Source organism: Paraplanobispora takensis (assembly GCF_016863195.1).
Taxonomy (GTDB): domain Bacteria; phylum Actinomycetota; class Actinomycetes; order Streptosporangiales; family Streptosporangiaceae; genus Planobispora; species Planobispora takensis.
This window is the reverse complement of sequence record NZ_BOOK01000029.1, coordinates 154,895-178,875: the sequence shown is the minus strand read 5'-3', so window position 1 is coordinate 178,875 and position 23,981 is coordinate 154,895. Positions and strand designations below refer to the sequence as shown.

Below are 23,981 nucleotides of genomic sequence, written 5' to 3'. Positions count from 1 at the left end.
CTAACCTAATTTGAACCCGAGATCCGTACGGGCCCCACGCTCGTCCCCGCCGCACGAAATCGAGGATCCCTATAATCCGCGCATGATCGAGTACGAGGGGTTCCCCGGACGGGTGGGTCGGACCTTCGCGGGGTCGCAGTCGTGGTGGCCGCCGCGGGCGTCGGCGGCGGGGAAGCCCAACATCGTCATCGTGCTCGCCGACGACGTGGGCTTCTCCGACCTGGGCTGCTACGGGTCGGAGATCCCCACCCCGCACCTGGACGCGCTGGCCGCCGGCGGGGTGCAGTGGACGAACTTCCACGTCACCCCCATGTGCTCGCCGACCAGGGCGGCTCTGCTGACCGGGGTCAACCCGCACCTGGCCGGGGTCGGCCACGTCGCCAACTCCGATCCGGGCTTCCCCGGATACGCCGGGGAGATCTCCCGCGACGCGGTCACCGCGGCCGAGATATTCCGGGATGCCGGGTGGGCCACGTTCGCGGTCGGCAAGTGGCACCTGACCAAGGACTCCGACATGTCGGACGCCGGGCCCCGGCACGCCTGGCCGCTGCAGCGGGGGTTCGAGCGCTTCTACGGCTTCCTGGAGGCCTTCACCAACTTCCACCACCCGCACCGGCTGGTGGAGGACAACCACACGGTCGAGGTGGACCGCTATCCCGACGGCTACTACCTGACCGACGACCTCACCGACCGGGCCACCGGCATGATCCGCCGGCTCAGGGCCTCGGACCCGGACCGGCCCTTCCTCCTGTACTTCGCGCACGGCGCCGCGCACGCGCCCCTGCAGGCCAGGGCCGAGGACGTCGCCGCGCACCGGGGCGCCTACGACGCGGGCTGGGACGTGATCAGGGAGCGCAGGCACCGGCGACAGATCGAGCTGGGCCTGCTCCCGCCGGGCACTCCCCTGCCGCCCCGCGACGCCGTACCCGGCGACGACGTACCGGCCTGGGACTCCCTGAGCGGGGACGAGCGCCGGCTGTTCGCCAGATACATGGAGGTCTACGCGGCGATGATCTCCAGTATCGACGCGAGCACGGGACGGCTGCGCGCCGTCCTGGAGGAGCTCGGCGAGCTGGAGAACACGATCTTCATCTTCACCTCCGACAACGGCGGCTCCCGCGAGGGCGAGGAGCGCGGCACCACGCAGTACTTCCGCACGCTGCTGTCGAAGAACAGCGGGCACGACCGCGAGGACTTCACCGCCGACCTGGCCGGGATCGACCTGGTCGGCGGGCCGCGGACGCTGGCGCACTATCCGCGCGGCTGGGCGACGGTCTCCAACACGCCCTTCCGGCTCTACAAGATCAACACTCACGCGGGCGGCCACTCGGTGCCGCTGCTGTTCTCCTGGCCGGCGGGCCTGGACGCCTCGGGCCTGCGCGACCGGTGGGCCTTCGTCACCGACCTGCTGCCGACTCTGCTCGACCTCACCGGGGTCGAGGCCGCCGAGGGCCTGCCCCGGACGGGGGTCTCGATGGGCGGCCCGCTGCGCGAGGCGGCGGCCGGACACGATCACACCGAGCAGTACTTCGAGCTGGCCGGCAACCGGGGCTTCTACCGCGACGGCTGGGAGATCGTGACCCGGCACCGGCCGCTGACCCCGTTCGGCGACCACGAGTGGGAGCTGTACGACCAGAGCGCCGACCGCGTCCAGCTGCGCGACCTGGCCGCCGAGCGGCCCGGCCTCGTCGCCGAGCTGGCCGCCGCCTGGGAGGAGGCCGCCCGGGAGAACCTGGTGTACCCGCTGGACGAGGGCTCGCGCCTGCGTTATCTGCTGCGCCCGCCGTGGCACGCCGACGCCGGCCCGGTACGGCTGACGCCCGCCGTGCACACCCTGGAGCGGTGGCGCTCGCTCCAGCTGGTCCAGTGGCGCTCCTTCAGCGTGGAGGCGGAGATCGCCGAGCCGGGCGAGGGCGTGCTGGTGGCCCACGGCGACCAGGGCGGCGGCTACGTGCTGTACGTCGAGGGCGGGGAGCTCCTCTTCGCGCTCAACGCCTACGGGGTGATGCACGAGCTGCGGGCGGGGGCCGTACCGGAGCGGACCGCGCGGGTGGAGGTGAGCGCGCCGGGCGGCTGGGTGTGGGACGTCACCGTGCTGGCCGACGGCGAGGAGCGGGCGTCGGCGGCGGGCCTGCCGATGCTCGCGGCGATGTCCCCCTTCGAGGGGATCGACGTGGGGATCGACCGCCGCTCCCCCGTCTCCTGGGACCTGTACGAGGCCCGCGGGCCGTTCCCCTTCTCCGGCGTCCTGACCGCCGTCACCTACACTCCCGGGCCCTTCGCGCCCGACGCGGGACAGAATTTCCTGGAGATCGTCAGGGAGATCGGCCTGCGCTACGAGTGACGTAGAGTGGCGGAATGGTGATTCTCGACGGTGGGCTGGCGACCCATCTGGAGGCGCTCGGCGCGGACCTGCGCGACGAACTCTGGTCGGCGAAACTCCTGCTGGAGAACCCCTCGGTGATCCGCCAGGCGCACCTCGACTACTTCGCCGCCGGAGCGCAGGTGGCGACCACAGCGAGTTACCAGGCGAGCATCCCGGCGTTCCTGCGCCGCGGGCTGAGCGTCGCCGAGGCGGAGGACCTCATCCAGCTGTCGGTGCGCCTGGCCACCGAGGCCAGGGACGCCCACGGGGAGGGCGCGGTGGCCGCCAGCGTCGGGCCGTACGGTGCCTACCTCGCCAACGGCGCCGAGTACACCGGCGACTACGACCTCGACGAGGACGGCCTGTTCGCCTGGCACCGCGACCGCTGGGAGATCCTGGCCTCCGCCGGGGCCGACTTCCTGGCCTGCGAGACCATCCCCTCCATCGTCGAGGCCCGCGCGCTCAAGCGCCTGCTCGGCCGGACTCCGGGGGTGCGGGCCTGGATCAGCTTCTCCTGCCGCGACGGCGAGCGCATCAGCGACGGCACCCCGATGGAGGAGGTCGCCGCACTGTTCGCCGGCGACCAGCGGATCCTCGCGGTCGGGATCAACTGCACCGCGCCGCGCCACGTCTCCAGCCTGATCGAGCGGGTCAAGGGCAAGCCCGTCATGGTCTACCCCAACTCGGGCGAGACCTGGGACGCCGGGCGACGCCGCTGGACCGGCCTGGCCGACCCGGTCGAGTTCGGCGCCGCCGCGGCCGAGTGGCACACCGCCGGCGCGGCCTTCGTCGGCGGCTGCTGCCGTACCACCCCGGAGCACATCCGGCAGATCCGCGCGCACGCCGACCGGCTGTGACACCGACTGTGACACCGGCGCCCGCGAGGCGCCGGTGCCGCCGTCGATGTCACGACCGGCCGCTCAGCCCACGGGGACGGCGGTACGGCGGCGCCGCAGGAGCCCGTCGACGGACAGGGCGCCCCCGCCGCTGAAGGCGATCATCAGGCTCGCCGCGGCCAGGGCGAGGACGAACTCGTAGCCGCCCTTGTCCGCCATGAACCCGTTGGCCCCGTGGACGAACAGGATCGCCCCGAGCATGTCGAGGGCGAGCAGGGTGCCGGCGATCGGCAGGGCGGCGCCCAGGATGAGGGCCACACCCCCGGCGACCTCGACGACCGCCACCGCGGGCGCCGCCACACCCGCCAGCGGGACGCCGATCTGCTCGAAGAAGGCCGTCGTCCCCGACAGCCCGCCGGTGAACTTGGTCAAGCCGTGCACGAAGAAGATCACGCCGATGGCGATACGGCCCAGCAGCAGGGCGATGGATCGCGCCTGGTCCAGCATCACGCCTCCAGTGGTTCGAATTTGAACAACCTCCACCATGCCAGATAGTTCAAATTCAAACAACCAGTAGACTGAGCGAATGACAGGAGCACGATGGCTGGACGCGCGTGAGATGGCCGCCTGGCGGGCCTATCTGTCCGCGTCCCATCTGCTGGAACGACGCGTCGAAGAACAGCTGAAGGCCGAGTCGGGCCTGACCCACGCCCAGTACGAGATCCTCGCCCGCCTCTCCGACGCCCCCGACCGGCGGCTGCGGATGACCGAGCTCGCCCGCGGGGTCGTGGTCTCCAAGAGCGGGCTGACCTACCAGATCGGCCAGCTGGAGAAGCGGGGGCTGGTCGAGCGGGCCACCTGTCCCTCCGACGACCGCGGCGTCCTGGCCGTGCTCACCGACCGGGGCGTGGAGTGCCTGCGCCGCACCGCCCCGGGCCACGTCGCCGTCGTCCGCGAGGTGCTGATCGACCTGCTGACCCCCGACGAGCTGGAGATGATGACCCGCGTCATGAGCAAGGTGGAGGCGGCGACGCGCGCCTCGGCGGGCCCTCTTCCGTGAAAGGGCCCGCCGGGGGGCGGAGAGTGTGGGGACCGGGCACGCGGCGGCGCCCGGCGGGAGGTCAGCCGACCGTGACGGGAGTCCGGGCCACCGAACCGTCGGCGCAGAAGACGTAGACGTTGTGCTCGCCGGCCCGGGCTCCGGCGGAGACGGTGATCGCCGGATACCAGGCGACGGCCGGGACGTCCGGGACGTTCTGGCGGGCGGCGAACGCGGTCGAGACGACCTTGGCGACCTTGCTGCCGGAGCAGACCGCGGTCACGGTGACCTTCTGCCCGCGGGCGGCGGTGCGCGGCTTGACCCCGACTCCCGCGCTGATCACCGACAACCCGCCGGGGGCGGGGGTGGACGGGGTCGCGGTCGCGGACGGCTTGGCGGTCGGGGTCGGGGTCGGGGTCGGAGTGGACGGCTTAGTGGTCGGAGTCGCGGACGGCTTGGCGGTCGGGGTCGGCGCCGGGGCGCCGCCCGGCAGGACGAGCGAGACCCGCGCGCCGGCCGCCGACTGCGACAGCACCGTCAGCGTGACGCCCCGGCCCTTGACGCTCCTGCCCACGGCCAGGGGCGTGCTGCCCTTGGCCGTGGTGGCGGGCGTGGTGTCGATCTGGATCGCCTTGTGGTAGTCCCCCTTGGGCACGAGGTAGACGATGACGCCCTCGGCGACGTCGGCGTCCGGCCCGTGGCCCCGCTTGCGGTACTCCGCCACCAGCCGGTCCGTGCCGCCCTGCAACGGGAGGTCCAGGAAGCGCCGGCCGGAGGCGTAGAGCGGCGCCAGCGTGTGGGTGCCGGAGGCGGTGGGGACGATCCGCTCGGCGCCGGTGTGCCACTTCAGCTTGACCAGCGCGGGGGCGGACAGGCCGACGCCGGGCCCGCCGCCGCCCATCACCGAGCTCTTGCCGCGATATCCGGCCGACGCGCAGTCCGACAGCGTGCCCTCGGTGCACGCCGAGGTGCCCTCGTGGCCGAGACCGAGGTTGTGACCGATCTCGTGGATGGTGCCGGCGGCGCTGTAGCCGTCGGGCATCCAGCTCGTCGCGCCGCCCACGGTGGCCAGGCCCGCCCAGCCGCAGCCGCCGGAGGGCATGATGATGGAGACGTGCTCGAACGCGGCGCGGTCGACGCCGCGGGCCTTCATCTGCTCCTCGACCTTGGTGCGCATCAGGGCGGTGTCACAGCCGGCCGGCATGGCGAGTTTCCAGGGGCCGAACACCTGGCCGGAGAAGGTGACCCGGCCCTGCGAGGCCTTCTCGAAGTAGGTGGCCACCGAGGTCCCGGACCCGAAGAAGATCTCTTTCGCCTTGGCCGTGGCGGCCGCCTTGTCGGGGTGGCCCTTGTCCTGGAAGTCGACCAGGACCACGGCGGCGTCGCGGACCTCCGGCGCGGCCTGCGCCGCCTGCGCGGGTGCGGGCAGTACGGCCGGCGACACCGCGGCCAGGGCGACGATCACGGGCGGGATCCAGGCGGACGTGCGGCGCTTCATGGAGGGAACTCTCCTCGGGGGCATGCAAAGGCGACACCCGCACCGCAAAGGAGGTAAAAGTGCAAAAAACCGTCTTATGCCACTTTTAAGGCATCTTTAGCCAGCAGCAAAGGCGGGGGCCGGCCGCGCCGCCCGCGCGGGCGCCGATCGCCCGCGCCCGGCGGTCCAGTCGTGACGTCCTGTTCGGCCGGGCGCCCGGCCGCTCAGTCCTTGGCGCCCCGTTCGGCCAGGCGTGTGGCCTCGGCCTTGGCGCTCGCGGCGTACTTGTCGACGTACTCCTGACCGGACAGCTCCATCAGCGCGTACATGATCTCGTCGGTGACGGCGCGCAGGACCAGGCGGTCCTCCTCCATGCCGTAGTAGCGCGAGAAGTCCAGCGGCTTGCCGAACTTCACGCCGGGGCGGATGCCCAGCTTGGGGAGGGGGCGGCCGGGGGGCATCATCTCGAAGGTGTTGACCATGGCCCACGGGATCACCGGCACGCGGGACTCCAGCGCCAGCCGGGCCACCCCGGTCTTGCCCTTGTAGAGGCGGCCGTCGTGGGATCGGGTGCCCTCGGGATAGATGCCGAGCACCTGCCCCTCGCCCAGGATGCGCAGGCCCGTGCGGAGCGCCGCCTCGCTGGCCTTGCCGCCGGAGCGGTCGATCGGCACGGTGCCGACGCCGCTGAAGAACGCTCTGCTGATCATCCCCTTGACGCCCTTGCCGGTGAAGTACTCGGCCTTGCCGAGGGAGATCACCTTGCGCGGCAGGAACAGGGCCCCGAAGAAGTGGTCGGCGAACGACAGGTGGTTGCCGGCCAGGATCACCGGCCCCTCCTTCGGCACGTTCTCCACCCCTTCCACCCATGGGCGGAAGATCAGATGGAGGAAGGGCCAGAGGATGGCCTTCACCACCCAGTAGAACACTCGGGGCTCCTTCGATTGTCCGGCAGCGACCTGGAGTTATCTTCCCATCTTCGGCCTCTGTCACCTACACCGCCAAACAACCCAAATCACCCCCTCGCAAAACATGCCCCAAGCATGCGACGATCGGGCGAACCTGACGAGGAGCCACCCATGCCTGTGATGCCTGGCGCGGAGCCGTACCACCACTCGGGCGGCCAGGTCGGCGTTCTGCTCTGCCACGGATTCACCGGGTCTCCGCAATCGTTGCGCCCCTGGGGGGAATACCTGGCCGAGGCGGGCCTGACCGTGGCGCTGCCCCGACTGCCCGGTCACGGGACGACCTGGCAGGAGATGAACCACACCCGCTGGGAGGACTGGTACGCCGAGCTCGACAAGGCCCTGGCGGACCTGCGCGGCCGGTGCGCCGAGGTCTTCGTGATGGGCCTGTCCCTGGGCGGTTGCATGGCCCTGCGGCTGGCCGAGGTGCACGGCGAGGGCGTCAAGGGGGTGGTCGTCGTCAACCCGTCGATCGCCAACGACGTGCCCCTGCTCAAGCTGGCGCCGCTGCTCAAGCTCTTCGTCCCCTCGGTCCCCGGGGTGGCCGGTGACATCAAGAAGGAGGGGGCCACCGAGCTCGGCTACACGCGCACGCCGGTCAGGGCCGCGGCGAGCCTGCCGCAGCTGTGGGCGCTGACCCAGGCCGGGCTGGACGAACTGAGCCAGCCGGTGCTGGTCTTCCACAGTCCGCAGGATCATGTAGTGAAACCCACCAGTGTCCGGATTCTTCGTGAGAAGCTGACCAGGGGAAATCTGCGCGTGCTGGAGCTCGCCGACAGCTACCATGTCGCGACGCTCGACAACGACGCCGATCAGATCTTCGCGGGGAGCCTGGAGTTCGTCCGCGCGAATGCCTCTGTACCCTTGCAAAGAGACTGATCGCGGGTGGGGGATGCGCGGTCTTCGGGAGGAAGTGGACGGCCTATGAGTGACAGGCCCAGCTAAGTGACACCTCAAAGCGATGAGGACGAGGTCTGGCGGCAGATCGTCGCGTCCTTCAACGACACCGCCGAGCGCGAACCGGGCGACCAGCCCTGGCCGGACAGCGAGAACCTCCCGGCCGAACCCTCCCGGCGCGTGGTCAGGCAGCCGGAGGAGAGCGGGCGGGTGCTGCCCGACGGCGACGAGCCCGGTGACCACGCCGAGGTCGCGGCCGAGCGGGAGGGCGCCGAGGACGACGAGGGCCACTACGTGCCTCCGCCGCCCCCTCCCCTGCCCAAGACCGACGCCACCACCAAGATCGCCTGGCTGGCCCTGTTCGGCGGCCCCGCCTATCTGCTGGTGACCGCGGCGGCGGGCTGGCAGCTGGAGGGCTGGGCGCTGTTCACCGCGGTCGCCGCGTTCATCGGCGGCTTCGTGGCCCTGGTCGTGCGGATGGGCGACGGCCCGCCCAACGACTCCGGCTGGGACGACGGCGCCGTCGTCTGAGGCGCCCGCCGCGGTCCGGCCGGGCGCTACGACTTGACGCGCTCGGGTGCGCCCGTGCCGAAGCGCTCGATCACGTCGGTGAAGCGGCCGTCGTCGTCCACCACGTGGCCGACGGTCCACACCGTGCCCGTGCCGGGCAGGTAGGTGGCCGACTGGAGCCTGATCGTCCGGGGCGTCGCGGGCGCGGCCCCGCGCAGGACCTTGACCGCGTGACCGTCGTAGCGCAGCAGGAACGCCTCCGCCGGCCGCGCCGGATCGGCTCCCGAGACCCAGAAGCGGCTCTTGCGGTCGCCGGTCACTCCGTACAGGCGCACGTCGCCCCCGGGCACGGACACCCGGGACCACTTCTTGCCGTTCCAGGACAGCAGCAGCGGGTCGATCTCGCCCGAGGAGCGGTAGATCCCGCCGACGGCCAGAGCCCGCTTGGCTCCGTTGAAGTGCACGTCGCGCAGGTATCCGCCCGGGATGTCGGGCACGGGGAAGGGCTTCCAGTGCCCGCCGGACAACCGCATGATCAGCGGCTTGTCCCCGGTCTCGCCCACCGCCCAGCCGTCGCTCTTGGACGGCAGCGCCACGCCGTACAGCGTGCCGTCGCCGTCGACCTGGGTGAGCTTCCACTTCCCCCCGGTGCCGGTGACGATCAGGGGCTGCCGGTCGCGGCTGCCCACGACGACCGTCCGGGCCGAGGTGGCCGCCACCCCGGCCAGCCAGTCGTTCAGCCGCAGGGGGCCGACGGCGACGCGGTCGAAGGCCGATCCGTCACCCCTGGCGAGGTACGGCGTGCCGTCGTGGCCCTCGCCCACCGCCCACAGCTCGTCGGCCGACGCCGCGGCGACCGAGCGCAGCAGCGCGGCGCCGGTGGGGTCGTTGCGGATGGGCACCTCGGTCCACGCGCTGCCGTTCCAGTGCGCGATGGCGCTGCGGCTCTGCCAGACGTCCCAGACGCTCTGCTGACCCACCGCCCACACGTTGGTGGCCGAGATCCCGGCCACGTCGGAGAGCGACCCGTCGCTGCTCAGCCGCGCCGTGGCAGGCGCCTGCCAGGCCTCCGCCGACGGTGGGCGGACGGGATCTGCGTGCGCGGCGGCCGTCGGAAAGGGGGACGCCAGGAGCAGCCCCGATGCGCACAGGGCCAGCGCACGCCGCAGAAAGCGACGAGTCATGCTCCAAATGGTACGGGCCGGGCTCACTCCTCGTGCGTGCTTCTCCCCGCCACGGCCAGCTCGGCGAGCACCGGCCGATGGTCGCTCGCCGCGGCCAGGAGGGCGGGGTCGGCCTCGGCGCCGCCGCAGGAGACCACCCGCAGCCCGGCCACCGCGAAGATCGCGTCGATGCGCAGGTGCGGTCCGCGGGCGGGGAAGGTCAGGCCGTCGCCGCGCGGCGCGAGCGGGTAGCAGTCGGGCAGCTTCCCGGCGATGTACCGCCAGGAGGGCCGGTCGGACTTCTCGTTGATGTCCCCCGCCAGCACGGGCAGCGCGTCGAAGCGGCCGGCGACGTCGTACAGGATCTGCACCGCCTCGCGGGCGTGGTACAGGCGCGCGCCCTCGTTGAGGTCGAGGTGGATGGAGCCGACCGCCACCCGGACGCCGCCGCTCTCCACCACGGCGACGGCGATCGCCCGCTGCTCCAGGCCGAAGAAGAACCGCAGCCGGCGGCCCTCGCCGTGCAGCACCCGGACCCCGGGCCCGGCCAGGACGGCCACGCCCCCGACGCGCAGTCCCGCGGCCACCCTCAGCCCTCCGGAGGCCGCCAGGTTCCTGCGCTTGCGGCGCCAGCACAGGAACCGGGGGGCCTCCTGGACGCAGAGCACGTCGGCCCGCAGCGCGGTCATGACCTGCCCGAGCGCCACCACGTCGTCACGCATGGCACGCACGTTGTAGCTGGCGACTCTGAGCAGCACGGCGACCTCCCGGGAACACCCGTGAGCCGAGCGTAACCGGACCGGCGATATCCGGCGATAACACCCCCCTCCCCATCCGGTCCCCCGGAACCGCACGGCCCGGTGGAGCGGGCGGTTCCGGGGAGCGGACGGCTCGGGGGTACGGGCGGCTCCGCGGGACGGAGGGCTCAGCGGTTGCGGGCGAGGTCGGCGGCGCCGACCAGACCGGCGGAGGCGCCCAGCTCGGCCAGGCGGATGTCGGCCAGCGGACGGTGCCCGCGCCCGGTCAGATGACGGGCGAAGGCCTCGCGGACCTGGTCGATCCAGAGGTCGGCGGCGCGCGAGACGCCGCCGCCCAGGACGAAGCAGCCGGGGTCGAACACGGCGGCCAGGTCGCTCAGTCCCTGGCCCAGCCACTCGGCCATCGAGGAGAAGGCGGCGAGCGCCGCCGGGTCGCCCGCGCGGGCGGCCTCGGTCACCTCCGTGCCCTCGATGTCGCCGGGCGAGCCGCCCGCGATCTCCAGCAGCCCGGCCGCCCGTTCGGGGTCGGCCTCGGCGATCAGCCGGGCCTCGGCGACCAGGGCGTTGCCGCTGGCGTACTGCTCCCAGCAGCCGAGGTTGCCGCACCCGCACGGACGGCCCTCGGGGACCACCTGCATGTGCCCGAGCTCGGCGCCCATGCCCCAGCGCCCGCGGTAGAGGGCTCCGTCGAACACCATGCCGCCGCCGATGCCGGTGCCGACGGTCACGCACACCAGATGGCTCTCGTTCCGCCCGGCGCCGAACCTGGCCTCGCCCCACGCCGTGGCGTTGCCGTCGTTCTCCACCACGACGGGCAGGCCGACCAGCTCGGCGACCTTCTTCTGCAGCGGTTCCTCGCGCCAGGCCAGGTTGGGGGCGAAACGCACGACCGAGCGGGTCTCGTCGACGAAGCCCGCCGCGCCGAGGCCGACGGCCTCGATCTGCCGGCCCCTGCTCAGCTCGCCGACCACCTCGGCGATCGTCTCGGCGACCTTCTCGGGGTTCTCCGCCGGAGTCGGGCGCAGGAGCTGTTCGACTATCTGCCCCTGCTCGTCCACGACGCCCGCCGCGACCTTGGTGCCGCCGATGTCAATGCCGATGGTCAGCGCCATCTCTCACCTTTCCCGCCGGGGATCACCCCAGGTCGATGTGCTCCACGGGGGTATCTTCCCGCGACGCGTCACGTTCTTTCGCCCGCTGTGAGGGCGAGGGCCGGTTGATCGCGTCGACGGCCGACTTCAGCGCGGCGAACAGCTCGGAGCCCGCCTGCATCAGGTGATCGGCGACCTGCCCGCCGGACTCCCGCTGCGCCGCCATGGCACGGCAGACGGGGCAGGCCCGGCAGATGTACTCATCCTCGTGCTCGGAGACCGCCTCCTCCCACACGTCCCTGCGGCCGCCGCGGGAGCCGCCGCCGGAGAAGGCGCTGCCGAACCCGGTCATGGTGCCCTTGATCAGGTTCTTCCGCAGCTCCCTGGTGGCCCTGCGCTGGATCGTGTCGAAGAGCCTGAAGGCCTCCTCGGCCGCGCTCCCGAGCGGGTCGGAGCCGCGGGGGGCGTCCCCGCCGCGAGGCGCGTCCGTGCCGCGGGACGCGCCCTCACCACGCGGGGCGTCCCCGCCCCCGGGTGTCTGCGTGCCACGCGGGGCGTCCTCGTTGCGCGGAGTCTCGTCGTTGCGCGGGGCGTCGTCATCGCGGGGCTTCTGGGCGCCGCCGTTCATTTCACCGTTGTCAGTCATCTGGCCCTCCCGCATCGAACCGTACCCGGAGACGGCCGTCGGAGAGCGCGGCCTCCCGCACGCTTCTGCGGGCCAGCGCCGCGGGCAGGGCCAGGACCCGGCGGTAGGGGCCGATGGTGACGATCAGCTCGTCGCCCTTCCTGACGAGGTCGACCTCCCCCTTCTCGGCGAGCGGCAGCGCCAGGATCAGCTCGCCCTCGGGGGTGATCCGCAGCGGCGGCTCCACCGCGGGCGCGGCGAAGGGGTCGCTCTCGCCGTACATGGCCTCGGCGACGCCGGCCAGGGCGTCGAGGCCGACGGGCTCGGCCTCCAGATAGGGCACCCGGTGGACGGGCAGCGGCGCGAAGGACTGCTCCACCTCGGCCAGGTGCCCCGCCTGGGCGGCCGCCCACCGCTGCCGCCACGGGTCGGCGCCCTCGGCGGGGAAGACCCGGTTGGCGATCACCGCGTCGACGCGGTAGCCGTACAGGCTCAGGGAGGTGAGGGTACGGCGGGCCTCGGCCAGCACGACGGCCTCGGGCGTCAGCACCAGGCGGACGCTGGCGCCGGGGCCGGTGAGCAGCTCGCGCACCTCCATCAGCCCCCGGTGCAGGCGCTCGCCCGCGCCGACCACGTGGTCGTCGGGCACGCTGACCATCGCCACCCTGCGCACCAGGGGCGCCAGGGTGCGAAGCAGCCGCCTGCCGACCGGGAGCAGCCGGTTGACGTGCCAGTCGAGCGCCTCGGGCAGCGCGAGCAGCCGGAGCGTCTCGGCGGTGGGCGCGCAGTCGATGACGATCACGTCCCAGCTCCCGGTGCGGGCCTGCTCGCGCAGCTCCAGCAGCGCGATGACCTCCTCGGCGCCGGGCAGCACCGTGATCTCCTCGGCGGTGACCTCGTCCAGGCCCAGCTCGGCGAAGAACCCCCGGGCGTAGTCGCGCAGCTCACCCCACTGGCGTTCCAGCGACCGCTGGGTGTCGACCTGGTACAGGTGCAGGCCGGGGGCGATCTGGGCCGGCTCGGGGCCGGGGCTCGCTCCGAGCGCGTCGGCCAGCGAGTGCGCGGTGTCGGTGGAGACCACGAGCGTCTTGAGCCCGGACCGGGCGGCGAGGACGGCGGTGGCCGCCGCGGCGGTCGTCTTGCCGACCCCGCCCTTGCCGGTGAACAGCAGGACCCGGGTCACTCGGTCTCCTCCACCGGTCGCGTCCGGGCGCCGTGCCCGGTCACCCGGCCTCGACGCGCTTCTTCAGCCCCTTCAGGGCGGTGTCGATGATGACCTTCTCCGCTTTTCGCTTGATCATGCCGATCATCGGGACCTTGAGGTCGACGGCCAGCTCATAGGTGACCTCGGTGCCCGCGCCCGTCTCGGCCAGGCGGTAGCTGCCGGTGAGGCCGGAGACCATCTTCCCGGCCTCGGCGATGACCCAGTCGACGGACTCGTCCCCGTGCCAGGTGTAGGCGAGGGTGTACTCGTCGCTGATCGGGCCCGCGTCCAGGACGAACCTGACCCGGTCGGGGCGCCCGTCCTCCCCGTTGGACAGGACCTGGGCGGACTTCACCTGACCCGCCCACTCCGGGTACGCGGCGAAGTCGGCGATCACCGTCATGACGGTCGACCGGCCCGCGCCGATCGTGATGCTGGAAGTGGTGCGATCAGCCATGGGGTTACCGTACTCGCTCAGGCTTTCCTGGCGTACGTCCGGCTCACACCCGGCCGCGAAGATCCTCCCGCGCCGCCCGGATCACCGGTTGCCCGGATCACCGGTGGCACGGCCCACCGGTGGCACGGCTCACCACTCGAGGGCGAAGGGCACCCCCCTGCCCCGGAAGTGGCCCACGTTGAGGCACTCGGTCCTGCCGATGCGGGTGCGCGCCGACAGCGGCTGGTGCACGTGGCCGAAGAGGGCGTAGCGCGGCTGGGTCCGCCTGATCGCCTCCAGCGTGGCCTCGCTGCCCCGCTCGAACCGGCGGGCGACCACGTCGTACAGCAGCTCGGGCACGGCCGGCGGGATGTGGCAGCACAATACGTCCACCTCGCCGACCGCCTCGACCTTGCGGGCGAACTCCTCGTCGTCGATCTCGTTCGGCGTGCGGTACGGCGTGCGCAGCCCGCCCCCGACGAAGCCGAACCGCAGGCCCCCGATCTCGACGGTCTCCCCGTCCAGCACGTGGTGGCCGGAGCGCGCGTACTCGGGCCAGTAGCGCGGCAGGTCCACGTTGCCCGGCGTGAGGTAGGCGGGGGTCGGCATGGCGGCGAAGATCTCGCCGTACTGGCGGCGGACGGAGCGTTCGATGTGATCGCGCGGGTCGCCCTCCAGCGAGGCCCACAGCGCGGCGGACATGGCCCTGGCCTCGTCGAAGCGCTTGGCGGTGCGCAGGGCGATGAACTCCGCGGCCCGCTCGGCCCCGAACAGCTCGGCGAAGATCCCCTGCGAGTGGTCGTCGTAGTCGACGAACAGGATCAGGTCGCCCAGGCAGATCAGCGCGTCGGCGCCTTCTCCCGCACGGGCCAGGGCGTCGGCTCTTCCGTGCACATCGCTGACGACATGAACCCGCATGCCCGACATCCTAGCGATCGACCGGTTCCTCCACGGTGCGCGTGAGAGGTGTGAGTGAGATGCGCCATAGCGGCGGCCCCGCATGTCAGACGGCCGCACCCGGCGGCACTGATAACGTGAAATCGCCCTTGGTAACGCCTGCAGTGGTAACGCCTGAGTGACAAATCTACCCACGCGTAACTTCTCGCGGTAGCTTCCAGGAACCATCGATCCGTGCGTCCCAGGAGTGATCCCCGTGCGCGAGTACAGTGTCCCCGTGCTGGTGGACGTCCCCGCCTCCGCCAACCTGACCGACACGGTGTTCCAGCGGGCCGAGCAGGAGCCCGGCTCGATCGTCCTGCGCCGCAAGGCCGGCGACGACTGGATCGCCGTCACCGCCCGGGAGTTCCGCGACCAGGTCGCCGCCGCGGCCAAGGGTCTGATCGCGGCGGGGATCGAGCCCGGCGACCGGGTCGCGCTGATGTCGCGCACCCGCTACGAGTGGACCGTCGCCGACTACGCCATCCTGGCCGCGGGCGCGGTCACCGTGCCGATATACGAGACCTCCTCCGCCGACCAGGTGAAGTGGATCGTGTCCGACAGCGGCACCAAGGCGATCTTCGTGGAGCTGGAGTCGCACGAGGAGACCGTCCGCGAGGTCCTGCCGGAGCTGGAGGACCTGAAGGACATCTGGCGCTTCGAGGGCGGCGCGGTGGAGGAGCTGACGGCCGCCGGGGCCGAGGTCTCCGACGAGACGCTGAACGAGCGCAGGGGCTCGCGCGGCGTCGCCGACCTCGCCACGATCGTCTACACCTCCGGGACCACCGGCATGCCCAAGGGCTGCCGCCTGACCCACGACAACCTGCTGTTCACCGCGCGCAACGTGGCAGGCGGCCCGCTGGAGCGGCTGTTCACCGTCGACGGCCGCGCGGTGCTGCTGTTCCTGCCCCTGGCCCACGTGTTCGCCCGCATCATCCAGACCGTGCTGGTCGAGACCGGCACGATCCTGGCGCACACCCCGAACATGAAGAACGTCGGCCCCGACCTGCAGGGCTTCAAGCCGACGTTCCTGCTCGGCGTGCCCCGCGTGTTCGAGAAGGTCTACAACACCGCCGAGCAGAAGGCCACCGCCGAGGGCAAGGGCAAGATCTTCCACGCCGCGGCGGACGCCGCGATCGCGTGGAGCCGGGCGGAGTCCTCCGGCGGAGCCGGGCTCGGCCTCAAGCTCAAGCACACGCTGTTCGACAAGCTGGTGTACGGCAAGCTGCGCGCGGCCACCGGCGGCAACCTGTCGGTCGCGATCTCCGGCGGCTCGGCCCTGGGCGAGCGGCTCGGCCACTTCTTCCGGGGCGTGGGCATCGAGATCGTCGAAGGCTGGGGGCTGACCGAGACCTCCGCCCCGTCCACGGTCAACATCCCCGGCGCCAACAAGATCGGCACCGTCGGCAAGCCGTTCCCCGGCGTCACGGTCGCCATCGCCGACGACGGCGAGGTCCTCGTCAAGGGCCGCCACATCTTCGACGGCTACTGGAACAACGACAAGGCCACCGCCGAGGCGATCGACTCCGACGGCTGGTTCCACACCGGTGACATCGGCGAGCTCGACGCCGACGGCTACGTGAAGATCACCGGCCGCAAGAAGGAGATCCTCGTCACCGCCGCGGGCAAGAACGTCGCCCCGGCCCCGATGGAGGACCGCATCCGCGCCCACCCCCTGGTCAGCCAGGCGATGGTGGTCGGCGACGACAAGCCCTTCGTGGCCGCGATCGTCACCCTCGACCCCGAGGCGCTGGAGCAGTGGAAGGCCGCCAACGGCAAGGAGTCGGCCACCATCGCCGAGCTGAGCGCCGACCCGGCGATCGTCGCCGAGGTGCAGAAGGCCGTGGACGACGCCAACCGGTCGGTGTCCAAGGCCGAGCAGATCAAGAAGTTCTCGATCCTCGACATCGACATCACCGAGGAGAGCGGTCACCTCACCCCGACCCTCAAGGTCAAGCGCAACGTCGTGATGCGCGACTTCGCCAAGCACGTCGACGACCTGTACAGCTAGGACGAGGAAAGCCTGAGGCGTCAGGCGGGGTACGGCGGCGCGTTCCGGTCAGGACTCCTTGATCACGGCGACGCCGCCCGCGGGTACGGTGCCCGGGAAGGGCTCCCCGGTGAGCAGGTCGAGGCCAGCGGCCTCCAGCGGGGCGGCGTCGGCGCCGTGGTTGATCGCGAACAGGTAGGACGGGCCGCCCGGGTGCGCGCGCCGTACCAGCTCCAGGCCCGTTACCGCGCCCGGCGCGGGGCGCACCCCCGCCTCGCCCGTGATCCGGGTGAGCAGGCGGATCAGGGAGGGGTCGTCGAGGCGGGTGGAGAGGTACCAGGCCGCGCCGCCGCCGCGGGCGTTGCGGGTGATCGCCGGAACCCCGTCCAGGACGCGGGCCCACGGGTCGGCCACCGGGTCCGCGTCGCCCGCCGTGTAGGAGGCGATCACCTCGGCCGTGACGGCCCGGCCGTGCTCGCGCCAGATCCGGCCGGTCGACCCGTCCGAGAGCGTGACCGTGCCGCCCTCGGCCAGCGGGACGAACTCCTCCATCCGCACGCCCAGCACCTCCCGCAGAGCGCCGGGGTAGCCGCCGGGCCAGATGCGGTCGTTGTCGTCGGCGACCCCGCTGTAGGCGCCGGCGACCAGGGTGCCGCCCGCCTCCACGTAGGAGAGCAGGGCCGAGCGGGCCGTCTCCCCCAGCAGGTACTGGGCGGGCAGCAGGACCAGCCGGTACGGCGTGAGGTCGCCGTGCGGCGGGACGAAGTCGGCGGTGATCCCCAGCCGCCACAGCGCCCGGTGCCAGGCGGCGATCTCGTCGCGGGCGGTCATGTCGACGCTGGGGTGGCCTGGCCGCTCCTGCGCCCACACGCCCGGCCAGTCGAACACGATCGCCACGTCGGCGGTGACCCGGGAGCCCTCGACCTCCGTCAGCCGTCCCAGGTCCGCGCCCAGCTCGCACACCTCCCGCCAGATGCGGGAGTCGGTCCCGGCGTGCGGGATCATCCCGGAGTGGTGCCGCTCGGCTCCGGCCAGGGAGGCCCTCCACTGGAAGAAGAGCGCGCCGTCGGACCCGCGCGCCACGTGCGCCAGCGAGTTGCGGCGCATCTGGCCGGGCGTCTTGGGGATGTTGCGCGGCTGCCAGTTGACCGCGCTCGTGGAGTGCTCCATCAGCAGCCACGGCGCTCCCCCGGCCAGCCCCCGGGTGACGTCGGCGGCGAAGGCCAGGTCGATGTGGGAGTCGGGGTCGTCGGCGCGCAGGTAGTGATCGGTGGCGACCACGTCCACGTGCGGGGCCCACTGCCAGTAGTCGATCTCCCAGTGCACCCCGGCCATGAAGTTGGTGGTCACCGGGACGTCGGGGGTGACCTCGCGCAGCACCTCCAGCTCGGCCAGATGGCAGGCCAGCAGCTCGGCCGAGCTGAAGCGGCGGAAGTCGAGATCGTGGGCCGGGTTGAGGAAACTGGGCGTCCTGCGCGGCGGCAGCACCTCCTCGAAGGAGGTGTACTCCTGCGACCAGAAGCGGGTGCCCCACGCCTCGTTGAGGCCGGGCAGGTCATAGCGCTTGCGCAGCCAGTCGCGGAAGGCCGCCGCCGAGGTGTCGCAGTAGCAGCGGGAGACGTGACAGCCGTACTCGTTGCCGATGTGCCACATCCGCAACGCCGGATGCCCGGCGTAGTGCTCGGCCATCGCCCGCGCCAGCCGTACGGCCGCCGCCCGGTAGTGGGGCGAGGAGGGGCAGTAGGCCTGGCGGCTGCCCGGCCACAGCCGCGCGCCGTCGGCGTCGACCGGCAGCGACTCCGGATGGGACGCGGAGAACCAGGGCGGCGGGCTGGCCGTCGCCGTGGCCAGGTCGACGCCGATCCCGTTGTCCGCGAGCAGCCCGAGCACGCGATCCAGCCAGCCGAAGCGGTAGGAGCCCTCCTCCGGTTCCAGGGACGCCCAGGAGAACACCCCGACCGTCACGAGGTTGACCCCGGCCTCACGCATCCGGGCCACATCGTCGGCCCAGACGTCCTCCGACCACTGCTCGGGGTTGTAGTCACCGCCAAAATACATGATGTCACCATAAACGAACATCGTTATGAGAACATCCGTTGACAACCCCATGAAAGGGACATTCCATGTGGAAGAATGTGAGCGATATCGGGGGAAACTGAGCGTTCCGGTCAGGAGGAACCATCATGACCCAACGACCGCCGATGTCCCGCCGGGCCATGTCTCCCGCGCCTTCCATGTCCCGTTGGGCGACGCCTCCGACGAGGTTCCGAAGAAGTCGCTGGAGACCGTGGTCAAGTCGTTCACCCAGGCCCAGGTGAAGATCAACACAGTCGACCGCAACACCTTCCAGGAGAACATCAACCGCTATCTGCGGGGCACGCCCGACGACGCGTTCACCTGGTTCGCCGGCTACCGGATGCAGTTCTTCGCCGAGCAGGGCCTGGCCGTCGACATCTCCGACGTGTGGCAGCAGATCGGCGGCGACTACACCCCGGCCTTCAAGGCCGCCTCGACCGGAGCCGACGGCAAGCAGTACTTCGTGCCGTTCACCTACTATCCGTGGGCCGTCTTCTACCGCAAGAGCCTCTGGCGGGAGAAGGGCTACGAGGTCCCCGGGACGCTCGACGAGTTCACGGCGCTGGCCCGCAAGATGAAGGCCGACGGGCTCATCCCGATCGCCTTCGCCGACAAGGACGGCTGGCCGGCCATGGGCACCTTCGACATCGTCGACATGCGGGCCAACGGCTACGACTTCCACATCTCCCTGATGGCCGGCAAGGAGTCGTGGGCCGACCCCAGGGTCAAGCAGGTCTTCGAGACCTGGCGCGGCCTGCTGGAGCACCACCAGACCGGCGCCAACGGCCGCACCTGGCAGGAGGCCGCCCAGTCGCTGCAGCAGAAGAAGACCGGCATGTACCTGCTGGGCATGTTCGTCGCCCAGCAGTTCCCCGAGGACGAGCGCGACGACCTGGACTTCTTCGCCTTCCCCGAGATCAACCCGCAGTTCGGCCAGGACTCGGTGGAGGCGCCCGTCGACGGCTACATGATCTCCGCCAAGGCCAAGAACGTGGACGGGGCCAAGCAGCTCCTCAAGCACTTCGCCGCCGCGTCCTCGCAGAACATCGCCACCGGCCTCGACCCCGGGACGCTGGCCGCCAGCTCCAAGGCCGACACCTCCGGCTACAGCTCCCTGCAGAAGCGCGGCGCCGAGCTGGTCTCGCAGGCCGCCCACATCTCCCAGTTCCTCGACCGCGACACCCGCCCGGACTTCGCCTCGACCGTCATGATCCCCGCCTTCCAGCGGTTCATCGGCGAGCCGGACGACATCGACGCGCTGCTGAAGGACATCGAGGCGCAGAAGGTGAACATCTTCCGGTGACGGCGCTGCGCGGCTCCCCCGCGACGGCCCGCCGCACCCGGCGCGCCCGCCGCTACTCCACCCGCGACGTGGTGGTCCTGGTGATCGGCCTGGGCATCGCCGTCCTGGTCGACCTGGCCGTGGTCTGGGGCCCCACGCTGGCCTCGGTGGCGCTGTCGGGCACCGACTGGAACGGCATCTCCAAGCTGCGCTGGATCGGCGGCGACAACTACCGCGACCTGACCACCGAGTACCCGCCGTTCTGGACCGCCGTCCGCAACAACGTGCTCTGGCTCGGCTTCATCGCCCAGCTCGTCTACTCCCAGGACTACGGCGTGCTCAACGCGGTCACCGGGATGAACACCGACTGGCTGGGCGATCCGTCGATCAACATCTGGGTCGTCATGGTCGCCGCGGCCTGGCGGCACGTCGGCTACGTGATGATCATCTATCTCGCCGGGCTGAAGGCCGTAGACCCCGCCCTGAAGGAGGCCGCGGCCATCGACGGCGCGAACGAGCGTCAGGCCTTCTTCCGGGTGGTCTTCCCGGTGCTGCGGCCGATCAACGTCATCGTCCTGGTGATCACGGTCATCGAGGCGCTGCGCGCGTTCGACATCGTCTACGCCATCAACAAGGGCAGGAACGGCCTGGAACTGCTGTCGGTCCTGGTCACCGAGAACATCGTCGGCGAGACCAGCCGGATCGGCTTCGGCTCGGCGATCGCGGTGGTCCTGCTGGTGATCTCGATGGGGTTCATCGTCACCTACCTGACACAGGTGTTCAAGGAGGAGCGATGACCTCCGCCCGCCTCCCGCAGGAGACCGGCCCCCGCCGCTCCGGGGAGGGCCGATGACCTCGACCCTCACCGAGCCCGCCCGGACGGCCCCGGCGGACCCGCCCCCGCCCTCCCGCTGCGCCTCCTGCTGCACGCCTTCCTCTTCCCGGTCGCGCTGGGGTGGCTGGCCCCGCCGGCGCTGGCCGTCTACGCCTCGCTCCGGCCGTACGAGGAGACCGCGCGGCTCGGCTACTTCTCCCTGCCGGAGACGCTCACGCTCGACTACTACAGCGAGGCGTGGACCCAGGCGGAGCTGCCGAAGTACTATCTCAACACGCTGATCATCGTGATCCCCGGGGTCGCGCTGACGCTGGCGCTGGCCTCGTTCACCGCCTTCACCATCGCCCGGCTGCGCCTTCCCGGCCGCCGGATCCTGCTGGTGGTCTTCACCGCCGGGAACCTGCTGCCGCCCCAGGTGCTCATCACCCCGCTCTACACGGTTTACACGATGGTGCCGCTGCCGTGGTGGATGTCGGACTCGCTGTCGCTGTACGACTCCTACCTGGGGCTGATCCTGGTCCACGTGGGCTTCCAGTTCGGGTTCTGCGTCTTCGTGCTGGCCAACTTCATGAGCACGATCCCGGAGGGGATCTCCGAGGCGGCCATGGTGGACGGGGCCGGCGTGTGGCGGCGCTACTGGCAGCTGACGCTGCCGCTGTGCCGCCCGGCGCTGGCCGCGCTGGGCACGCTCCAGTTCACCTGGATGTACAACGACTTCCTGTGGGCCCTGGTCCTGATGTCCTCGGGCGACAAGCTCCCGGTGACCAGCGCGCTGAACAACCTGCGGGGCCAGTTCTTCACCGACTACAACCTGCTGGCGGCCGGCTCGGTGCTCGTCGCGCTGCCCACGCTGATCGTCTTCCAGATGCTGCACAAGCAGTTCGTCGCCGGGCTCACGCTCGGCTCCACCAAGGGGTGACCCGGGCCCCGGACCGGCGGGACCCGCGGGGTCAGGGGCCGGGCGGCGGCTACGGCGTCTGCGCCGGTTCGAGCAGTTCGGCGAACCGGGCGGCGACCAGGTCCCAGCCCCACTCCCGGGCCACCCACTCGCGCCCGCGCCGGCCCATCGCGCGGGCGCGGGCCGGGTCGCCGAGCAGGTCGACCAGCGCCTCCCCCACCGCCCGCGGCGAGGTGCCGTCCACGACGAGGCCGGTCTCTCCGTGCACCACCGCGTCGGGCGCGCCTCCCGACGAGCCCGCCACGACCGGCAGGCCGCTGGCCGAGGCCTCCAGATAGACGATGCCGAGCCCCTCCACGTCGATGCCGCCCAGCCGGGTACGGCACGGCATGGCGAACACATCCCCGAGGGCGAAGAACCGGGGCAGGTCGGCGGCGCCCACCGAGCCGGTCAGCACCACCGACGAGCCCAGGTCCAGGGAGGCGACCAGGCGCTCCAGCCTCCCCCGGTACGGCCCGCCGCCCACCAGCAGCAGCTTGGCCTCCGGTACGGCCCGCAGCACCCGGGGCCAGGCGCGGATCAGCACGTCCTGACCCTTGCGCGGCACCAGCCGGGAGACGCAGACGACCACCGGCCCGGTGCCGAGGGCGGCCAGGACGCGGGAGATCGTGAAATCCCCGGACCCGGAGCCGGGACGGACGGGAAACGCAGAGCCGTCGGAGGTGGGAAGCACGGAACCGGCGGCCGCGGGGGCACCGGTGCCGGGGTCGCCGTCCGGCCGCCGGGCCGGTCCGGCGGCGGTCTCCGGGGAGAACACCTCGGTGTCCACGCCGGGCGTGAGCCGTACCAGCTTGCCCTCGGGGATCACCGTGGCCAGCAGCCGCCGCGTGTACTCCCCCAGATAGGTGACCACGTCCGCGTGGGCGCCGATCCTGGCCAGCATCCGGCGGGCGACCGGGACCCGCGCCCAGGACGCCTCGTGGCCGTGGGTGAGCATGATGACGCGTCCCACCCCGGCCGCGCGCATCCGCGGCGCCAGCAGGCCCAGCGGGGCCGCGGCGCCGAACACCGCCGTCTCGCACCCGAAGCGCGCGACCAGTTCCCCGGCCCGGCGGGCGACCGCGCGGGTGGGGAGCATCAGGGAGGTGGGGTGGCGCACGACGGGGTACGGCTGGCGCGCGTCGAAGTCCTCGCAGCCGGGCCAGCGGGGCGCGTAGACGACCACCGACTCCGGAGGCAGGCAGGCGGCCAGCCCGTGCACGAACGACTGGATGCCGCCCGGACGGGGCGGGAAGTCGTTGGTGACGATCAGTGTGCGCTTCACGGCTCCGGCAGGCCGTTCAGCGCTGCCCACGAGCGGGCCATGGCGATGCGCTCGGGTATCGGAGGATGGGAGGCATAAAGAACATATTCAACGACATCCGGCGACAAATCAGAAATGTTGGATATCGCGAGTCGCTTCTGCATGGCGACGAACATCGCCGGATCCCGGGTCAGGTCCAGCGCGTGGGCGTCGGCGCGGGCCTCGACCTGCCTGCTGACCACGTTCTGCACGGGACCGGACAGCACCGTGGCCAGGCTCACCAGCCCGATCAGCAGGCCCGCCGCGGCGGGGTCGGCGACCGAGGCCACCCCGCTGCGGCGCCGTACGACCCCCCAGGAGGTCACGAGATAGAGCAGGCACGCCCCGCAGGCCGCGCCCAGCCCGCCGACCAGCGTGCCGTACAGCACGTCCCCGTTGTCGGCGTGACCGAGCTCGTGCGCCACGACCAGCTTCACCTCCTCGGCCGGCGCCTTGAGCAGCGTGTCGTAGACCACGATCCTGCGCGTGGCCCCGAACCCGGAGACGTAGGCGTTGAGCGCGGTGGTCCTGCGGGAGGCGTCGGCCACGAGCACGTCCTCCACCGGTACGCCGTCGCGGGCGGCCATGGCCAGCAGATCGTCGCGCAGGGGCCCGGCGGCCATCGGCGTGAAGTCGTTGAAGACCGGCTCGATCAGCACCGGGTAGACGAACGAGGCGGCCACCGTCAGGGTGAAGGCCCCGAGCGCGGCGGGGATCCACCAGCGCCGCATCCGCCGGGCGAGCGCCACCACGGCGAGCACCATGACGGCGGTCAGCCCGGTCCTGATGCCGATGCTCTTGATCCGGTCGGCGCTCCAGGTCAGCCAGGTCTGGGTGGACAGGCCGTAGTCGCGCAGATGGGTCTCCTGCCACATGCCGAGCGGCCAGCGCACGATCTCCACGGCCACCGTCACGGCCACGACGCCGAGCAGCACCCGCAGCCACCACGGCCCCCTCAGCCTGCCCAGCAGCCGCGCGCCGAGGGGGGTGGCCACCAGCAGCCCGGCCGTCACCAGGGTCAGGCCGAGAGAGAGGTAGGCGGGCGGGCCCACCACCGCGTCGAAGGCCGCCGAGCGGGCGATCTGCCCGGCGGTGAAGTCGCGGGCCGCCTCCGGCGTGACCGGCGGCGCGCCGGAGGGCAGCGGCCGCCACGGCGTGGTGAACGCCACGACCGCCAGCGTGGCCGCCCCGAGGACCACCAGCGCCCACCCCGCCGCCCGCACCCCCGAGGGCGCCTGCGCCGCACTCCGGCTCAT

General features: G+C 71.8%; 22 protein-coding genes. 9 read left to right on the top strand and 13 right to left on the bottom strand.

Going from position 1 to position 23,981, the window contains the following annotated elements; all coding sequences use genetic code 11:
• The first annotated feature begins 82 nt into the window (after positions 1-82).
• Both Pta02_RS19665 and mmuM read left to right on the top strand, forming a co-directional pair.
• Positions 83-2,344 (top strand): arylsulfatase, encoded by a 2,262-nt coding sequence (locus tag Pta02_RS19665; RefSeq protein ID WP_203876322.1) that lies wholly within the window; start codon positions 83-85, stop codon positions 2,342-2,344.
• A gap of 14 nt (positions 2,345-2,358) precedes the next feature.
• Positions 2,359-3,222: a homocysteine S-methyltransferase gene (gene mmuM, locus Pta02_RS19660; protein WP_203876321.1), complete on the top strand. Its 864-nt coding sequence runs from the start codon at positions 2,359-2,361 to the stop codon at positions 3,220-3,222.
• 63 nt (positions 3,223-3,285) lie between these two features.
• Here the strand turns inward: mmuM and Pta02_RS19655 are convergent, their stop codons facing one another.
• A complete protein-coding gene (locus tag Pta02_RS19655) occupies positions 3,286-3,708 on the bottom strand; it encodes a DoxX family protein (RefSeq protein WP_203876320.1) in 423 nt (140 codons plus the stop codon).
• Positions 3,709-3,787: 79 nt separating this feature from the next.
• Here Pta02_RS19655 and Pta02_RS19650 point away from each other — a divergent pair, with 79 nt between their 5' ends.
• A complete protein-coding gene (locus Pta02_RS19650; protein ID WP_203876319.1) occupies positions 3,788-4,261 on the top strand; it encodes a MarR family winged helix-turn-helix transcriptional regulator in 474 nt (157 codons plus the stop codon).
• Positions 4,262-4,322: 61 nt separating this feature from the next.
• On the opposite strand, the gene Pta02_RS19645 is transcribed toward Pta02_RS19650, so the two are convergent.
• Positions 4,323-5,738, bottom strand: coding sequence for a metallopeptidase domain-containing protein (locus Pta02_RS19645; protein WP_203876318.1), 1,416 nt, complete (start codon positions 5,736-5,738; stop codon positions 4,323-4,325).
• Positions 5,739-5,941: 203 nt separating this feature from the next.
• Positions 5,942-6,646 carry a lysophospholipid acyltransferase family protein gene (locus tag Pta02_RS19640; RefSeq protein WP_203876317.1) on the bottom strand — a complete coding sequence of 235 codons (705 nt, stop codon included), beginning with the start codon at positions 6,644-6,646 and terminating at the stop codon, positions 5,942-5,944.
• 150 nt (positions 6,647-6,796) lie between these two features.
• On the opposite strand from Pta02_RS19640, the gene Pta02_RS19635 reads away from it, so the two are divergent.
• Both Pta02_RS19635 and Pta02_RS19630 read left to right on the top strand, forming a co-directional pair.
• A complete protein-coding gene (locus Pta02_RS19635; protein WP_203876316.1) occupies positions 6,797-7,561 on the top strand; it encodes an alpha/beta hydrolase in 765 nt (254 codons plus the stop codon).
• A gap of 66 nt (positions 7,562-7,627) precedes the next feature.
• Positions 7,628-8,110: a hypothetical protein gene (locus Pta02_RS19630; protein WP_203876315.1), complete on the top strand. Its 483-nt coding sequence runs from the start codon at positions 7,628-7,630 to the stop codon at positions 8,108-8,110.
• Positions 8,111-8,136: 26 nt separating this feature from the next.
• Here Pta02_RS19630 and Pta02_RS19625 read toward each other — a convergent pair whose 3' ends face one another.
• From Pta02_RS19625 to Pta02_RS19595, 7 genes are all read right to left on the bottom strand, one after another.
• Positions 8,137-9,273, bottom strand: coding sequence for a beta propeller repeat protein (locus tag Pta02_RS19625; RefSeq protein WP_203876314.1), 1,137 nt, complete (start codon positions 9,271-9,273; stop codon positions 8,137-8,139).
• A gap of 23 nt (positions 9,274-9,296) precedes the next feature.
• A complete protein-coding gene (locus tag Pta02_RS19620; RefSeq protein ID WP_203876313.1) occupies positions 9,297-10,010 on the bottom strand; it encodes an endonuclease/exonuclease/phosphatase family protein in 714 nt (237 codons plus the stop codon).
• Positions 10,011-10,177: 167 nt separating this feature from the next.
• Positions 10,178-11,122 carry an ROK family glucokinase gene (locus tag Pta02_RS19615; RefSeq protein WP_203876312.1) on the bottom strand — a complete coding sequence of 315 codons (945 nt, stop codon included), beginning with the start codon at positions 11,120-11,122 and terminating at the stop codon, positions 10,178-10,180.
• A gap of 22 nt (positions 11,123-11,144) precedes the next feature.
• On the bottom strand, positions 11,145-11,747 hold the full coding sequence (locus tag Pta02_RS19610) for a hypothetical protein (RefSeq protein ID WP_203876311.1): 603 nt from the start codon (positions 11,745-11,747) through the stop codon (positions 11,145-11,147).
• Complete coding sequence (locus Pta02_RS19605; RefSeq protein WP_203876310.1) at positions 11,740-12,909, bottom strand: ArsA family ATPase; 1,170 nt, start codon at positions 12,907-12,909, stop codon at positions 11,740-11,742. Before Pta02_RS19605 ends, Pta02_RS19610 begins: the two co-directional genes overlap by 8 nt.
• Positions 12,910-12,949: 40 nt before the next feature.
• A complete protein-coding gene (locus Pta02_RS19600; RefSeq protein WP_203876309.1) occupies positions 12,950-13,387 on the bottom strand; it encodes an SRPBCC family protein in 438 nt (145 codons plus the stop codon).
• Between the two features lie 129 nt (positions 13,388-13,516).
• A complete protein-coding gene (locus Pta02_RS19595; protein WP_203876308.1) occupies positions 13,517-14,284 on the bottom strand; it encodes a metallophosphoesterase family protein in 768 nt (255 codons plus the stop codon).
• Between the two features lie 235 nt (positions 14,285-14,519).
• On the opposite strand from Pta02_RS19595, the gene Pta02_RS19590 reads away from it, so the two are divergent.
• Positions 14,520-16,313 carry an AMP-dependent synthetase/ligase gene (locus Pta02_RS19590; RefSeq protein ID WP_203876307.1) on the top strand — a complete coding sequence of 598 codons (1,794 nt, stop codon included), beginning with the start codon at positions 14,520-14,522 and terminating at the stop codon, positions 16,311-16,313.
• A 48-nt stretch (positions 16,314-16,361) separates the two neighbouring features.
• On the opposite strand, the gene Pta02_RS19585 is transcribed toward Pta02_RS19590, so the two are convergent.
• The gene (locus tag Pta02_RS19585) at positions 16,362-18,350 is read right to left on the bottom strand and encodes a beta-galactosidase (RefSeq protein ID WP_239130967.1); all 1,989 of its coding nucleotides are present in this window, start codon (positions 18,348-18,350) and stop codon (positions 16,362-16,364) included.
• Positions 18,351-18,534: 184 nt separating this feature from the next.
• On the opposite strand from Pta02_RS19585, the gene Pta02_RS19580 reads away from it, so the two are divergent.
• The 3 genes from Pta02_RS19580 (at position 18,535) to Pta02_RS19570 (ending at position 21,404) form a co-directional block, all read left to right on the top strand.
• Positions 18,535-19,671: an ABC transporter substrate-binding protein gene (locus Pta02_RS19580; protein WP_239130959.1), complete on the top strand. Its 1,137-nt coding sequence runs from the start codon at positions 18,535-18,537 to the stop codon at positions 19,669-19,671.
• Positions 19,668-20,447 (top strand): carbohydrate ABC transporter permease, encoded by a 780-nt coding sequence (locus Pta02_RS19575; protein WP_239130957.1) that lies wholly within the window; start codon positions 19,668-19,670, stop codon positions 20,445-20,447. Before Pta02_RS19580 ends, Pta02_RS19575 begins: the two co-directional genes overlap by 4 nt.
• 324 nt (positions 20,448-20,771) lie before the next feature.
• The gene (locus Pta02_RS19570; RefSeq protein ID WP_239130955.1) at positions 20,772-21,404 is read left to right on the top strand and encodes a carbohydrate ABC transporter permease; all 633 of its coding nucleotides are present in this window, start codon (positions 20,772-20,774) and stop codon (positions 21,402-21,404) included.
• Between the two features lie 49 nt (positions 21,405-21,453).
• Here Pta02_RS19570 and Pta02_RS19565 read toward each other — a convergent pair whose 3' ends face one another.
• Complete coding sequence (locus Pta02_RS19565) at positions 21,454-22,707, bottom strand: glycosyltransferase family 4 protein (RefSeq protein ID WP_203876304.1); 1,254 nt, start codon at positions 22,705-22,707, stop codon at positions 21,454-21,456.
• On the bottom strand, positions 22,704-23,981 hold the full coding sequence (locus Pta02_RS19560; RefSeq protein WP_203876303.1) for a M48 family metallopeptidase: 1,278 nt from the start codon (positions 23,979-23,981) through the stop codon (positions 22,704-22,706). Before Pta02_RS19560 ends, Pta02_RS19565 begins: the two co-directional genes overlap by 4 nt.